The organism is Undibacterium sp. YM2, assembly GCF_009937975.1.
Classification (GTDB): Bacteria; Pseudomonadota; Gammaproteobacteria; order Burkholderiales; family Burkholderiaceae_D; genus Undibacterium.
Genome location: NZ_AP018441.1, coordinates 2,960,158 through 2,974,386 on the forward strand (window position 1 = coordinate 2,960,158; position 14,229 = coordinate 2,974,386).

Genomic DNA, 14,229 nt, shown 5'->3' on the forward strand with positions numbered 1-14,229 from the left:
TTATAATCAGTTGATTTAATGACTGCCATGGCACCGTTTAGAGGACTTTTCATGATTATACGCAGCACAATCCCTATTTCGTTGAATAAGGCCTTGCAGGCTTTAATCCTTCTGGCGGTAGTTAGTGTAGCCTCAGCACAGACAGTGAAAGAAGATGACAGACCAGTTGTGGAAGAAAGCAGGCAGATCGTCAATCAGGCGGCTGACCCTAAATTGCCCTCCTTCTTTATCGTTGGCGACTCCACAGCCCGTAGTGACGCACCCATGCGTGGCTGGGCTGATGAAATAGCACCCTATTTCGACTTAAAAAAAATTAATGTCATCAATCGTGCCATAGGCGGGCGTAGCAGTCGTACCTATATACAGGAGGGCCGCTGGGACAAGGTATTGGGCGAAATGAAGGCTGGTGATTTCTTGCTGGTACAGTTTGGGCATAATGATGTTGGTCCGGTTGATGCCAGAGGCAAATTCAGAGGCACATTGCGCAGCACTGGAGAGGATACCGAAATCATCAACAGACCAGATGGCAGTGTTGAAATCGTGCACAGTTACGGCTGGTATTTAAAAAAATACATACAAGATGCCAGGGCGAAGGGTATTTCCATCATTATCGCAACCCCAGTGCCGCACAAGGACTGGGCTAATGATTTTGCCGAGCATCGCAAGCTGGCAAGCATAGTCGCCAATGAAACCCAGGTAGCCCTGATTGATGTGACAGCCATTACAGGCAAGACATACGACGCCCTCGGCAAGGAAAAAGTCGATACCTTGTTTAGCGACCAGCGCACCCATACCAACGTCACCGGCGCGAGGATTAATGCAGAATCCGTCATTGCGGGCATCAAAGGTCTCTCAGGCAATGGCTTGAACAACTATCTTTCACTTAAAGCTGGCCTTATATCACCGCAGCCTGAGTGAAATTTTCTGGCAACTCACAATTCTATATATTCACTTCATGAAACGCTTAATTTTATCTGCCCTTCTGTTTACTTCTCTTTGTCATGCACAAGTAAGTTCGCTACCTGTCAAACAGCCTACTACGATTGCAAGTGATCAGAATTACAGTCTCAAATTGGCTTATCAAATATACTTTAATGACTATATAACACTAAGGAAAAATCGCCCGGCTGACCTGATTTTCATTGGTGACTCGATTACAGAACAATGGCGATGGGGAGCGGGCTCTACTGTTTGGAAAAAACGTTTTGAAGAGCGCGCGATCGATTTTGGGTTGGGATCGGACAAAACCCAACATACTATCTGGCGCTTGGAAAATATCGACATGTCAGCTTTTACACCCCAGGTCGCCATCATCCTGATTGGCACAAACAATGTACAAGATACGCCAGAAGAAATTGCCGACGGTGTGAAAGCCGTCATCGCCGCCACTCAAAAGAAATTCAATGGCATCAAGATTGTTTTGTTGAGTATTTTACCGAATGCACGTGCGACAGAAAAAATGTCTGCAACCAATATGTTGCTGGCGCCACTGGATGACCAAAGAAACATTTATTATCTCGATCTCGCGGCGCAACTCCCACCTGTCGGTGACAACTGGAAAGGCATGAGTAAAGACAAGTTGCATCTATCCGTTGAAGGATACGAAATTTGGGCAAGCGCCCTGGGGCCTTTGCTCTCGACAATAATGAATCAAAAATAAATTTGCCATTTTTTTGGCAAATTCAATTTTTTTGGGCACAGCGCTGGTAAACAAATACTCCGTCTTTGTTTTAATTTTCCGCATTCACATCTACGTGGAAATTAAATATTGATCCTCAAATTGCAAGGAAAATAAATTCTTGCAGCAAATGTTTGGGTCAAATCCCTGTTGTTGCAATTATTTTGCGCTAACATAATCATTTCAAGGATTTTAGCCAGAACATCCTCAGCGTCAAAAAAATTTCTGGTTTTTCTCTTTCAGCAACTGATAGATAACAGGAGTTATTCCATGAAGACTTTGATGACAAAGAAGTACAGCACACCTTTTCTGAAGACAACGCTCATTGCCTGCGGTTTATTGGCTACACCACTGATTGCGACATCACAAACCAAACCAGCCGCCAGTACGCAAGGCAAAGCCCCAGCTACAAAAACTGGCACACAAGTGGTCAAGCCACCGATTGCCTTTGCATATATCGATCTGGCGACCAATGCCAGTGATATGCCGGGTAGTATGATGGGTGGAGCTATGCAGGGTGCGCAGTCTGGCGGCTTCTTTGGTGCCTTGGGTGGCATGGCTCGTGGTGGCACTGGTAACAATGACAGAGGCAATGTTTTCGGCAATACGCATTCCATGGGTTTTGCCAGTGGCAGATTCATGGATGTGTCAGTTTTCACAAACAAGAATACCTCTCTGACAGATGCCAACCAGATGATTCCTGCTGGCATGAACCTCGGGGATAGTTTGAAACTGGTAGCGCCTGCGCCAGAAAAACCAGTGCAATACACACCTTCTGAAGAAACACCATCCGAGCCCAGTTATGAAAAACCCAAAGGCAAAATTTCTATTTATTGGGGTTGCGGCGAAACCATAAGGCCGGGGCAGCCGCGTACTCTCGATGCTGCAAAAGCATCGCCAGAAGATTATGCAAAATTCTTTACCATGCGCGGCAAGGTCACCAAGGGTGCGCGTTCACAACCTGGCAATCCTGCATGGCCAAACAAGAACGATGACAGGAAAGTGCCGGACACTGCTTCACTGGTTGGTCAGCATCAATTTGTCGGTAGTGGCATGCCTGAGAGCTTCAAACTCAATCTGGCGTCAAACAATGATTTGATGGCAGCGATTGAACTGGTACAAACCAAGAAGGCTGGCGGGGTTGGACTGGAGTGGAAATCAGTGCCAAATGCGCGTGGCTATTTCATCAGTGTCATGGGTGGACAGTCGGGTGGCGGCGATAACCCCGAAGTCATAGTCTGGACATCCAGTGAATTGCCAGACTTTGGCTTTGGCCTGGTCGACTATCAAGCCAATGCAGATGTCGATAAGTGGCTTAATGAAAAAGTCATCCTGCCCGCCAGCACGACCAAATGCGATGTTCCAAAAGGTATTTTTGGCGAGCAGGGAGCGGGCATGCTGCGCATGATTGCCTACGGCTCAGATGCTTATTTTGCCTACCCTCCCCGTCCCAGCGATCCCAAAATTGCCTGGGAACCAGATTGGCAAACCAAGCTGCGCATGAAATCGACTTATAGCTCCATACTAGGTGGTATGGGCGACATGGGTGGACGCAGGTCCAATAATGCATCGCAAGCAGAGCAACAGCAAAGGCCTGAACAGAAAGAAGAACCCAAGGTCAAGGCAACAGATGTCCTGAAAGGTTTGCTGGGTTTCTGATTCAAGCTTGCAGCTTAGAGCGGCGGCCAAGGTATTGATCAATGCTTTGATGAATGCATTGATCAATACCTTGGCCGATGAATCAAGCAATGCCCTGCAATGATATGAATGGAAAACGCTATCCATTCATATCATTAAACGTTCTTCCTTCAATACCCTTTCACTCTGTCTACCGTCACAGGCAACTCTCCCGTGAATCTGTAACGCCGGATATTATTGGCCACAATCAAAGAAGCCGTTTCTCTGTCTGTGGGTGCGGAGCAATGCGGCAATACTGTCACAGACGGATGCTGCCAGTGCCATGCAATGGTGGGCAAAGGTTCTGTTTCAAATACGTCGAGAACTGCATGACCGATATGCCCGCTATCCAGGGCGATATGCAAATCATGATCATTGATGATTGCCCCTCGCGCGAAATTGATCAGCGATGCACCTTGCGGCAAGGCTTGCAGAGTTTGGGCATTGACCAGTCCTTTGGTATCTGGTGTCAGTGGTAGTAGACAAACCAGGATATCGGTTTTTGCCAGCATGACTGGCAATTCATCTGTACCTGCAAAGCATTCGACACCTGCAAATTCTTTGCGGTTGCGGCTCCAGCCAATGACGTTAAAGCCTGCACGCAGCAGGCTGTTCGCCGCCACTTCACCCAGCGCACCGAGACCCAGCAGACCTATAGTTTTTTGCTGAGGCCGCAGATATTCACGTGGCTGCCAAAGCTGCTGCTTTTGTTGTCGCGCGTAAGCTGGCATATCTCTATGCAGGTAGAGTGTCCAGGCCAGCACTGCTTCGGCCATGGTGGTGGCCAGTTGCTGGTCTATCAAGCGGACAATTTTCAGCTCCGTGTCCGCCAAATCCGAAATCAGTCTTTCCACTCCCGCCCAGACACTATGCACCCATTGCAGTTGGGGTAATTGCTTCAGCTGGGCAGGATCAGGATTGGCAACGATCGCGACTTTACAAGTAGCTTTGTCCTCATCGTTCATGCTGTCAAAGGCGACAATCTGTTCGTCTGGCAGATTCTTTTGTAGCGCATCTACCCAAGCCTGGGTATGGGAGTAAGCAGGCGCAGCCAGGAATGGGATTTTAATTGAACTCATTTGTCGTAAATACTTTCCAAATTGTTGAAACCTTTGATTTCTATGGGATTGCCTGAGGGATCAAGAAAGAACATGGTTGCTTGCTCACCCGGTTGCCCAGCAAAACGAATCGATGGTTCCAACACAAAGTCGAGATCATGACCACGCAGGCGATCGGCCAGTATAGCCCAGTCCTTCATCGCGAGTATTACACCCAGGTGAGGCATGGGCACCAGATGATCCCCTACCCTGCCTGTATTAGTCGTGGCGAACGGCGTGCCCAGATGCAAGGAAATTTGATGACCAAAAAAATCAAAATCTACCCAGGTGGCCGTACTGCGCCCTTCTTTGCAGCCCAATATGCCTGTATAAAATTGCCGGGTCTGATCAAGATCATGCACATGATAGGCAAGATGAAATAAAGCTTTCATGGATATGGTTCCGTATTGAATTATCGCTGTTCAGATGGTGATTCACAATATTGCATGCTAGCGTCATTTCTTCATAAGAGATAGCATATTATTTTTAATCCATTCGAAAGAATTTTTTATGGATAGTCGCTATCTACAAAGCCTGATTACCACGATAGAACATGGCTCCATAGCTGAAGCCGCAAGGGTTGAAAACCTGACCGCAGCGGCGATCAGCCAGAGAATTCAGGCTTTGGAGAGGGAGCTGGGTTTTCCCTTATTGTCGAGACAGACGCATGCGGCAAAACCGACCCAGGCTTGCCTGCATCTGCTGCCACGAGCACGAAATATCGTGCGCGCGATTGGCCTGTTGGCTGGTGATGCCGACCTTGATGGCTTGACAGGCACAATCAAGATAGGCGCCATTTCCACCGCGATGACAGGCATGCTGCCAACTGTCTTACGGTATTTGACTAGACATGCGCCAAAATTGAAGGCCGGCATCGTGCCTGGCACCTCCCGCTCTTTATATCAGTCTGTGCAGGATGAAGAGATAGATGCAGCAATACTGGTTGCACCTCCATTTGATTTGCCCAAAAGCCTGATAGCGCACCACATAAAAACAGAGCACCTGGTCTTACTTTCCAGACAAGCACCACAAAACGATATCTTGTCCACGCTACAATCAAAGCCCTATTTGCGTTATGACCCGACAGCATGGGGTGGCCGTTATGCTGAGAAATTTCTTCAAGACCAGGGCCTGGCGCTGGAAGCCATGTGCGACCTCGATGCACTGGAAACCATCGCCATGCTGGTCGCAGATGATGTAGGCGTCAGTTTGGTACCGCATTGGTCAGGCTTGGCAAGATTGGCGAGACATTGCGTATTAACACCCATCCCAGCCCCTGCCTATGCACGTAACCTTGTTTTACTCAGCAAAACACAACATCCACGGCCTGCAATGTTGGGCCTGTTGCTGCGCTCATTGAAAACCAAGTCTTAATCTGACCGCATCTGAGTAAGTGCATCAGCCAGTTGATTTTTGTGCCTGGGCACCCAGGACACGCGCAACTGCTCAAATGCAGAGGTTAGTTCCTGTGCTTGCTGACGATACTGCTGCATGCGTAACAAGCTACTCAACTTGATATGGTTAAAGTCATCAATGACAACCTGGCTATCGCCATGCACAAGCAAGTTCACTATTCCATGTTGTCTCGCTTGCTGTAATAGCAGTATCAAACCACTGTATTCTGCGTCACAGCTGTCGCCGTACTCCATATGAGCTATGTGTTCGAAATTTTGCCCGTCGGGCGCTTTGAGTATGCAAGCAATCCGGCATTTCCCCGGGTTAGGCACAGCCGAGCCATCGAACCAGCCCAGCCAGGTATTTGCAGGCAGCAAAGTTAAATCTCGATCTTTTTTACTCTTTTGCTGTGCAGCTTTCTTGACCAATCTTTGAGCAGCATCCGCCACCTTCATGGCTTCCCGCTGTTGTGCCAGCTCTGAGATATTCTGCAAACCTGAATTGTGCGCCGCTGCTTCCAGCAGCTTAATAAGTGCTTCCACAGCTTGCAGCTTTTCCTGCTTTGCCAATTGACGACTAAGCACGCGCTCTTTGCGCGTAGCAATACTGACTAGTTGTTGATATGTAAAATTGAAATCCATAAAGCTTTGTGATTTAGATTTAGCAGATGTCCGGATATGACCGACTCTGGTCGCTATCTATGCTGGCATATACCATTCAAACTGATATTCTGCTTAATATTCACCCACGACAGAAAGAAAATGTATCATGCTTGAACTTAGACCGAATTGCGAGCGCTGTGACTGTGATTTACCACCGGATTCTGACAGGGCCCGCATTTGTACTTTTGAATGCACCTTTTGCGTTGACTGCGTGGAGGGTCCTTTACAAGGCATATGCCCGAATTGCGGTGGGAATTTCGTCCCAAGGCCAATCAGGCCACAAAATAAGCTGCTGAATAACCCTGCATCGACCAAACGTGTACATGCAAAACAAATTAAGCCTTAGCCAAGCCATGTCCAAATCTGTCCTTAGCACACGTCACATCCTGATCGCTGCCATCGTCGTTTTGTTGTGGGGAATGAATTTTGTGGTGATCAAAATAGGATTGAAAGGCATCCCTCCCTTCTTGATGGGCGCTTTGCGCTTTCTGCTGGTGGCGTTTCCCGCTATCTTGTTTTTGCCACGCCCAAAAGTGTCATTCAAACTGTTATTGGCGTATGCCATGTTCATCAGCCTTGGCCAATTTGCCTTTTTGTTTTCAGCAATGGCCGTCGGTATGCCAGCGGGCTTGGCATCACTGGTTTTGCAGGCACAGGCTTTCTTTACCGTGGGTTTGTCTGCCATGCTCTTTGGCGACAAGCTAAGGCCCAGCAATTTGCTAGGCATGCTGGTAGCCAGTGCTGGTCTCATATTGCTGGGTAGCGCAAGCATTGCCAGTTCGGCCAGCCAGGTAACGCTTGCTGGTTTTGTACTCACCTTATGTGCCGCATTCTCATGGGCCAGCGGTAATGTCATTAATAAAAAGATAGGCGTGACCAATGTACTAAGTCTGGTGTCATGGAGTGCCCTGGTACCTATACTGCCGTTTATTTTATTATCTTATCTGTTTGAAGGTGGCGATGTCATTTTGCACAGTTTAAGCAATATGAGCCTGTCATCTGGTCTGACCATCGTTTACCTGGCCGTCGCAGCTACCCTGATTGGCTATACCTTATGGGGAAAACTACTAGCCAGCTTGCCTACCCATCTCGTTGCGCCGCTGACATTGATGGTGCCTGTGGTTGGATTGACAGCCGCGTGGCTGATACTTGATGAGGCATTAAGCCATACCCAATTACTGGGGGCAGTTATCGTAATGGCAGGCCTGCTCATTAATGTATTCGGTACAAAACTGGTTCATAACTTGCGCAATATATTCGCCTGATTCATCATGCCCCGTGTTCAGTCAGTTTATTTTCTGTTATTGCAAGACACCTTATTGCTGGACATTGCCGGGCCAGCAGATGCCCTCTTGTTTGCCAATCGCTACCAGGATGAAGTGCGGTTTGAAATGCACTTCATCAGCCCGCAGCAAAGCGTGAATTCTTCTGTGGGCCTGCAACTAGGCCCGCTGCTGCCTTTGCCGGAACAACTGAGGCCAGATGCCATCCTGATTTTGCCTGGCCTGATCGGTGGCAATGAAGTCTACGCTTTGCCAGATGCACAGATTGCCATCCGGTGGTTGTCAGAAAAAGTGCAGACAAGCCACAGGGTTGTATGCATTTGTTCTGGCGCGCTGATGGCGGCGCATGCTGGTTTACTGAGCGGGCACAAGGCGACGACACATCATAACCATTGCCACGAGCTGGCAGAAATAGACAGTTCAATCAAAATAGAAGAAAACCGCATCTTTGTTGAAGATGGACGCATCAGTACCAGTGCCGGCGTTACCGCAGGCATAGATCTCGCCTTGCATCTGGTCAGTGAACTTACCAGCCCCTTTGCTGCGAGTGCTGTTGCCCGCAATCTGGTGGTGTACATGCGTCGCTCTGGCAATGACCCACAATTGTCACCCTGGCTGAAATACCGTAATCATCTGCACCCTATTGTTCACAAAGTACAGGATGCCATGGTCAAGGATCCTGCTCACCCTTGGAATTTAACTGAGTTGTCCAATATCGCCTGCAGCAGTACGCGGCATATTACCCGGCTGTTCAAATTGCACGCTGAAGTGTCGATACAAGCCTATTTGACATCACTGCGTTTATCGCTGGCGACAAAATTTCTGGCCAACACCGATTGGTCAATAGAACGAATTGCAGAGGCGTCTGGTTTTGGCTCGGCAAGGCAATTCAGACGCATTTGGAATAGTCACTTTTCAGCACCTCCTTCGGCTGAGCAGTTTAGATAATTAATTTTTAAATCTCACCCTCGACGATAATTAGCAAAAATGAAGCATAAAAAAACCCACCGCTTTACAGAGATGGGTTTTTTATTTTTACACAACAGGGAGGATGTTCTCTCCCTGCTGCATGGGTAGCAAGCTACCCATTTTCCTGCATAGCTTACTGAATTAAGCGATGAAGTCGCCAGCGACGATGGAACCTGCGCCAGTGATTTTAACGATAAAGTCAGTTGCGTCAACTGTACCTACAGTGCCACCGATGTTTTGGAAAGCATAAGTACCAGCTGCTGTACCTGCGGCTACAGTAATAACGTAAGCCTGGGTATTCGCTGCCAGAGCCGCGCCAGCTGCAGTTGCTGCTGTAGCGATCGCTGCTGCCAGAGTAGATACATCAGCAGTTGCGATAGACAACAGGTTCAATGTTGTTGCTGCTGTACCTGTTTTGAATACGTCAGCGCCAGCAACTTTGAAGTTTGCCACTGTATCGATGTTAGCCAATACAGAACCGGAAGCAATCACATCAGCACCAGTTGCAGTGGTGGACAGGTTGATTGTATCCACGCCAGAACCGCCAGTGATGGTTGTGTTACCAGTACCTGCACCCAGAATGTTGAGAGTCTGACCACCTGTACCCAGAACAACATTATTGATGTCAGTAGCGGCAGACTTGGTGAAGTTCAAAGTCACGCCAGCACCGTTTTCATTAGTAACAGTCCATGCAGCTGTAGTACCACCAGTTACATTGATAGTTTCAACACCAGTTGTTTTTGTGCTCAGGTTGATCGCTGCTGTAACTGCACCAACGTTCAGAATATCAGTACCCAGGCCACCGTTGATAGTAGCGATGGAAGCATTGTAGATTGCTTCGCTGATGTTCAGAGTGTCATTACCTGTGCCACCAACTACGGAAACTGCACCTGCTGCTGCGGTGAATGTGTTTGCACCGTTAGCCAGAGTGTAGTTTTCGATAGCGGCAACACCAGCAACTGTACCTGCTGTTGTGAACGTTACTGTTTCTGCACCAGCAGCTGTTACTGTACCTGTGAAGGCTGCGAATTGAGCAGCTGTCATTGTTACAGCAGAGTTGTTAGCCAGAGTCAGTTGTTCAAAGCCAGAAACGTTAGCACCGGCGATGTTGGAACCTGTCACCAGAGACAATGTATCAGTTGTACCTGCACCAGCAGTGAAAGTGCCAGTGTAAGCAGAACCTGCCAGTATCAATGTGTTGTTACCTGTACCCAGGTTGACATTACCAGCCAGGAAACTGTTAGCAGCAACAGTCAGATCAACACTGTCGGCACCTGTGCCACCATTAACTGTTGTAGTACCAGTTGTAGCGTTAGCGAAAGTAACAACGTTAGTGCCATTGCCCAGGTTCAAGGTTTTGATATTGGAGATACCAGCACCATAAGTGAAAGTACCTGCATCAGACAGAGTGATGATGTCTGTGTCAGCAGCATTACCGTTGACAGTTGTACCAACCAGGGAAGCAATATTGCCTGTGAAGTTGTCGTTCACGTTGGCTGTGCTATTGAATGTACCACCAGCTGTCAATGCTGTTGGAGACAATGCTGTACCGCCACCATTAACTGGGTTAGTACCGATATTGCCTGTTGTTACTGTTGCGCCGCCAGACAATGTCACTGCATTGGATGTAGTGATGTTGTTGACGCTGCCACCAGTTGCATTGGAAGAAGATGTTGTGTCGATCACCAATGTGCCGCTAGTGACAGCGATCAAGGACAGATCGATGTTATTCACGCCAGCGATGTCATCAACGATAGTCAGTTGATGTGGAACATTGCCTGTGAATGTGATTACTGGTGTGCTCAGGGACAGAGCAGCACGGGCAGCAACCAGAGCAGCATATTGAGAAGCAGTGATCACAACAGCAGAGTTCGCTGTGATGTTTTCAATACCAGACAATTGTGCACCAGCCAGGTTGATCGCACCGTAAGTCACCAGTGTATCGTTACCTGCACCCAGGTTGATGGTGTCTGTCACAACACGTGCCACTGCATTTGCTGTGGATTGTGCGTTCAGGGAAACACCGTTTTCTGTACCCAGGTAAGTACCGGCAACATAGTTACCCAACAAGACAACGCGGTCTGCACCAGCGCCGAGTTGCAGGAAGTTGGCGCCGCGGGCCAGTGTCACGTCCAGAGCAGATTGTGCTGTCAATGCGCCTGCATCGATGGAAACACCAACAGTGGCGTTAGCAACGTTGACGTTGTCGATTGCACGGATAGTCAGACGTTCTACGTGGGTTGTTGTGTTAGCAGCTTGGTAGCTGTCAACCAGTGCATCAACGATAGTATCGTTCAACTGGATTTGGGACACTTGGGTGACTGCTGTGTCGTTAGTCAGTTCGATGTTACCAACGTTGGAGATGCCGTTGAAGTCACCGATCGCTGCGTTTGTTGCATTGCGCAGTTCGATCACGTCGTCGTTCTTCTGGCTGTTGTTGGTGCTGTTGTTGTCAACTGCACCGCCGTTGATGGCGTGGGAGCCATTGAAGTTGGCATCAGAGAAGATGATGCGGTCGGCTGTGCGGGAAGCACCTTCTTCGCCGTTGTAGCTGAAGCGGCTTGTGGCGCTCAGTGTACGTGCGTCGATGACGACTGCGCTTTCAACGGCTGTACCAGCTGTGTCTGCGGCGTTAGCTGCATCATTGGCTGTGTCGTTGTCGTTGACGATAGCCAGAACACCTGCGTTGTTGTTGGCAGCGATCAGGGCATCTGTCAATGTCAGACGGTAGTTACCTGCACCGTCAACACCGGCGTTGTTGGAAGTACCAACCAGACGGATAGTTTCGAAACCGGAAACGTTAGTCCATTCAGACGCGCCCAGAGCGATGGTGTCGCCCAGTGCTGCACCTGTCAGGTCGCCGTCGATGACCAGTGTATCTGTACCAGCGCCACCTACGACTGTGTCGGAGATCGTCAGGCCAGCACGTGTGTCCTGGATGTTATCGAAAGTGACTGTGTCGTTACCAGCACCCATCTTGATGTTTTGCGCGCCGTTGGCTGCACCGCTGGTGGAAACGCGAACGATAACGCTGGCGGTTTCTGCGGATGCATCGATGTTAGCGGCGATCAGTTTGATCTGACCTGCTGTTTTGGACAACTCTTGTACGCCAGCGATGTTGGCTGCGGCGCCGCCTGTTGTGTCGATACGGTACAAACCGCCGTTACCAGCAACTGTGGTGTCGAGGTTCAGGAAGGTTGTTGTGGAACCAGCACCTGCTGTTGTACCAATCGTGATGGTGCCTGTGTGGGCAGCAACGTTGGCCAGGGCAACTGTGTTGGATTCTGTATCAGCATCGACCAGAGTGATGTTTTCTACAGCGTTGGTGTTCAATACGAAGTTGAAACGTGGGTCAACGTTCAAACCTTCAGCGATAGTGACAGCAACTGTATCGGATGCACCAGTAGCAGTCGCCAGATTGGCGTTGATGGTGGATTGGCCGATGGCGTTGGAGCCTGTGTCGCTATGACGGATGGTGATGGCTGCAGCTTGACCAACACTCAGGTTGTTGAGTGTGAACACGTCTGTACCAGCGACTGGTGCGGAGTTCGCAGGAGCTGCTACGTTGGTGTTGGAGACGTTGCGGACCAATACGCCTGTCACATCTGGCAGTTTGGCGAAGTCAACTGTGGAAGCGGCGTTGTTCAACAGAACTTGAACTGCTTCTACTTTGGTGATGATGGAGGAACCAGCTGCACCGGCTGTGACGTTGCCGCCGTTGACGATAACCAGGGTATCTGTACCGTCGCCGCCTGTGATGCTGTCGCCTGTTTCTACTGTGTCTGCCAGGTAGAATGTGTCGTTACCAGAACCACCAGTGATGGTGACGTTTTGAACGGAACCGGAGGTGTCAGCTTTACCTGTGGTGAAGATGCCATTGCCGAGGTTGAGTGTCAGGTTGCCTTTGAATGCGGATGCATCAATGGCGGACAGACGGCCTGCTGCTTGCAGGATACCACCGGAGAAGTTGGTGGATTCAATGGTTGTTACACCATTGACAACATTGGATGTCTGGGCCAGTGTGAGGTCTTTGTCGCCAGTGATGATGACTTTGCCTGCTGTACCTGTGTCCATTGGCAGATTCAGTGTGCCGATGTTGTTGGTGTTGCCTGTGCTGTTGATGGTCAGTGTTTCGTAACCTTGGTTGGCAACGCCTGCGGCGGATGTGCCGGAAACGTTTTGACCAATGTTGACTGTACCAACTTGAACGTCGGACAGGTTCAATGTACCTGTGTTAGCGCCGAGCAGTGTGCCATTGCCGAAGGAGAATTCAACCACGCCTGTGTTGTTGGCGTTGGTGCTGGTCAAATTCATTGTTTCTACAGCTTGCTTGATGTTTTCAATACGGGCTGTGTTGGTACCTGCTGTGGAGGCGATACGGTTGATGCCAACTGTTTTCAAGCCAGTGCCGTCTTGCAGGTCAACTGCAACAACAGCGTTGTTGTTGACGTTGTTGCCATCAGCGGAACCTGTGAAGGTGAATGTGGCTGTCTGGATGTTTTTGAGCGTTGGTGTGACGATCGCTGCGCCGTTGTCATTGGAGTTACCCAGTGTGGCGGTCAGTTTGTTGTTGGCTGTAGCGGATGTGTTGGAGCCTGTCAGGACGTCTTCGTCTTGCAGGGCATTCACACGGGAACCACCGTTTGGTGTGTAGACGAGGCCAGCTGTGAAGTTTTCAGCTGTGGCGATGTCTGTGTTGCTTGTCAGTGTGAAGTCTTTGACGCCGCCGCCATTGACGATGGATGTCAACACTGCATCTTGAACTGCGATTTGGGATGCTTGTGTGGCGGAATCCAACACTTTGCTCAACCAGTCCTTGGCCAGGGCTGTGTTGGCTGGCAGGGAGTAGGCAACGATTTCTTCGTTGGTGTCGATGGCTGTTGTGAAGGATGTCGCTGCAGCAACTTTGGAGTCAACAGCAACTTTGTCTGCACCGGTAGCACCACCGAGGATGGCCAGAGCGGCTTGACCCAGGGTAACTTTGCCGTTCAGCAGTTGGCCTGTCCAGTAGTTGAGACCGGCTACGTCAGCTTTGTGGCCGAACAGGTTGTTGTAAATGGTGTTGACGGTGTCTTCTGTTGTTTTACCAGCATACACTGTTGCGTATTCTGCTTGTTTGGAGAAGCTGTCGGCGATTTGACCCAGTGTGAAACTTTGGGCCATCCAGTAGGCCAGACCATTTGGGTCTGCTGGGCGGTTGAAATATGCGATGTAAAGCTTTTGGATGTCTGCTGCTGTATTGGCCATGTCAAGTTTCCTGTTTATTTAATTATTAATACGAAAAATACAAAAATCTAAATTTCTTTAGAGCTGGACTTTTTTAACGGGTGCAGATTAGCATGTGAGTCTGTTTTTCAATGTGACGCAAGTCACATTAATTAAAAATGTGAAAAATATTTACAGGACACTTGCACAGATTCATCGAATTATTCACTCTTCAACAACTACACTATCATTTCCTTTTTGAT

Annotated in this window: 11 protein-coding genes; 7 read left to right on the plus strand and 4 right to left on the minus strand. The window is 49.1% G+C overall.

What is annotated here, in order from left to right; genetic code table 11:
* The first annotated feature begins 51 nt into the window (after positions 1 to 51).
* From UNDYM_RS13400 to UNDYM_RS13410, 3 genes are all read left to right on the plus strand, one after another.
* Positions 52 to 918, plus strand: a complete 867-nt coding sequence (locus tag UNDYM_RS13400; RefSeq protein WP_162041479.1) for a rhamnogalacturonan acetylesterase — start codon at positions 52 to 54, stop codon at positions 916 to 918.
* Between the two features lie 37 nt (positions 919 to 955).
* Positions 956 to 1,660, plus strand: coding sequence for a GDSL-type esterase/lipase family protein (locus tag UNDYM_RS13405; protein ID WP_162041480.1), 705 nt, complete (start codon positions 956 to 958; stop codon positions 1,658 to 1,660).
* Between the two features lie 288 nt (positions 1,661 to 1,948).
* The gene (locus tag UNDYM_RS13410; RefSeq protein WP_162041481.1) at positions 1,949 to 3,337 is read left to right on the plus strand and encodes a hypothetical protein; all 1,389 of its coding nucleotides are present in this window, start codon (positions 1,949 to 1,951) and stop codon (positions 3,335 to 3,337) included.
* A gap of 149 nt (positions 3,338 to 3,486) precedes the next feature.
* Here UNDYM_RS13410 and UNDYM_RS13415 read toward each other — a convergent pair whose 3' ends face one another.
* Together UNDYM_RS13415 and UNDYM_RS13420 are read right to left on the minus strand one after the other, a co-directional pair.
* Entirely contained in the window at positions 3,487 to 4,434 is a 948-nt protein-coding gene (locus UNDYM_RS13415) for a glyoxylate/hydroxypyruvate reductase A (protein ID WP_162041482.1), read from the minus strand.
* On the minus strand, positions 4,431 to 4,844 hold the full coding sequence (locus UNDYM_RS13420; RefSeq protein WP_162041483.1) for a VOC family protein: 414 nt from the start codon (positions 4,842 to 4,844) through the stop codon (positions 4,431 to 4,433). The genes UNDYM_RS13415 and UNDYM_RS13420 overlap by 4 nt, the downstream gene beginning before the upstream one ends.
* 118 nt (positions 4,845 to 4,962) lie before the next feature.
* Between UNDYM_RS13420 and UNDYM_RS13425 the strand changes: the two genes are divergently transcribed.
* Complete coding sequence (locus UNDYM_RS13425; RefSeq protein ID WP_162041484.1) at positions 4,963 to 5,826, plus strand: LysR family transcriptional regulator; 864 nt, start codon at positions 4,963 to 4,965, stop codon at positions 5,824 to 5,826.
* On the opposite strand, the gene UNDYM_RS13430 is transcribed toward UNDYM_RS13425, so the two are convergent.
* Positions 5,823 to 6,488, minus strand: a complete 666-nt coding sequence (locus tag UNDYM_RS13430; RefSeq protein WP_162041485.1) for a ribonuclease HI family protein — start codon at positions 6,486 to 6,488, stop codon at positions 5,823 to 5,825. The genes UNDYM_RS13425 and UNDYM_RS13430 overlap by 4 nt on opposite strands.
* A gap of 127 nt (positions 6,489 to 6,615) precedes the next feature.
* On the opposite strand from UNDYM_RS13430, the gene UNDYM_RS13435 reads away from it, so the two are divergent.
* From UNDYM_RS13435 to UNDYM_RS13445, 3 genes are read left to right on the plus strand one after another with little or no spacing between them, the layout of a single operon-like run.
* On the plus strand, positions 6,616 to 6,855 hold the full coding sequence (locus UNDYM_RS13435; RefSeq protein ID WP_162041486.1) for a DUF1272 domain-containing protein: 240 nt from the start codon (positions 6,616 to 6,618) through the stop codon (positions 6,853 to 6,855).
* A gap of 7 nt (positions 6,856 to 6,862) precedes the next feature.
* A complete protein-coding gene (locus UNDYM_RS13440) occupies positions 6,863 to 7,774 on the plus strand; it encodes an EamA family transporter (protein ID WP_162041487.1) in 912 nt (303 codons plus the stop codon).
* A 6-nt stretch (positions 7,775 to 7,780) separates the two neighbouring features.
* Positions 7,781 to 8,740 (plus strand): GlxA family transcriptional regulator, encoded by a 960-nt coding sequence (locus UNDYM_RS13445; RefSeq protein ID WP_162041488.1) that lies wholly within the window; start codon positions 7,781 to 7,783, stop codon positions 8,738 to 8,740.
* 162 nt (positions 8,741 to 8,902) lie between these two features.
* Here UNDYM_RS13445 and UNDYM_RS13450 read toward each other — a convergent pair whose 3' ends face one another.
* Entirely contained in the window at positions 8,903 to 14,008 is a 5,106-nt protein-coding gene (locus UNDYM_RS13450) for a DUF4214 domain-containing protein (protein ID WP_162041489.1), read from the minus strand.
* Positions 14,009 to 14,229 lie beyond the last annotated feature (221 nt).

Coding starts and splice junctions, on each gene's coding strand:
- UNDYM_RS13410 (WP_162041481.1), top strand. CDS start 1,949: ATGAAGACTTTGATGACAAAGAAGTACAGCACACCTTTTCTGAAGACA.
- UNDYM_RS13440 (WP_162041487.1), top strand. CDS start 6,863: ATGTCCAAATCTGTCCTTAGCACACGTCACATCCTGATCGCTGCCATC.
- UNDYM_RS13400 (WP_162041479.1), top strand. CDS start 52: ATGATTATACGCAGCACAATCCCTATTTCGTTGAATAAGGCCTTGCAG.
- UNDYM_RS13450 (WP_162041489.1), bottom strand. CDS start 14,008: ATGGCCAATACAGCAGCAGACATCCAAAAGCTTTACATCGCATATTTC.
- UNDYM_RS13445 (WP_162041488.1), top strand. CDS start 7,781: ATGCCCCGTGTTCAGTCAGTTTATTTTCTGTTATTGCAAGACACCTTA.
- UNDYM_RS13405 (WP_162041480.1), top strand. CDS start 956: ATGAAACGCTTAATTTTATCTGCCCTTCTGTTTACTTCTCTTTGTCAT.
- UNDYM_RS13425 (WP_162041484.1), top strand. CDS start 4,963: ATGGATAGTCGCTATCTACAAAGCCTGATTACCACGATAGAACATGGC.
- UNDYM_RS13430 (WP_162041485.1), bottom strand. CDS start 6,488: ATGGATTTCAATTTTACATATCAACAACTAGTCAGTATTGCTACGCGC.
- UNDYM_RS13420 (WP_162041483.1), bottom strand. CDS start 4,844: ATGAAAGCTTTATTTCATCTTGCCTATCATGTGCATGATCTTGATCAG.
- UNDYM_RS13415 (WP_162041482.1), bottom strand. CDS start 4,434: ATGAGTTCAATTAAAATCCCATTCCTGGCTGCGCCTGCTTACTCCCAT.
- UNDYM_RS13435 (WP_162041486.1), top strand. CDS start 6,616: ATGCTTGAACTTAGACCGAATTGCGAGCGCTGTGACTGTGATTTACCA.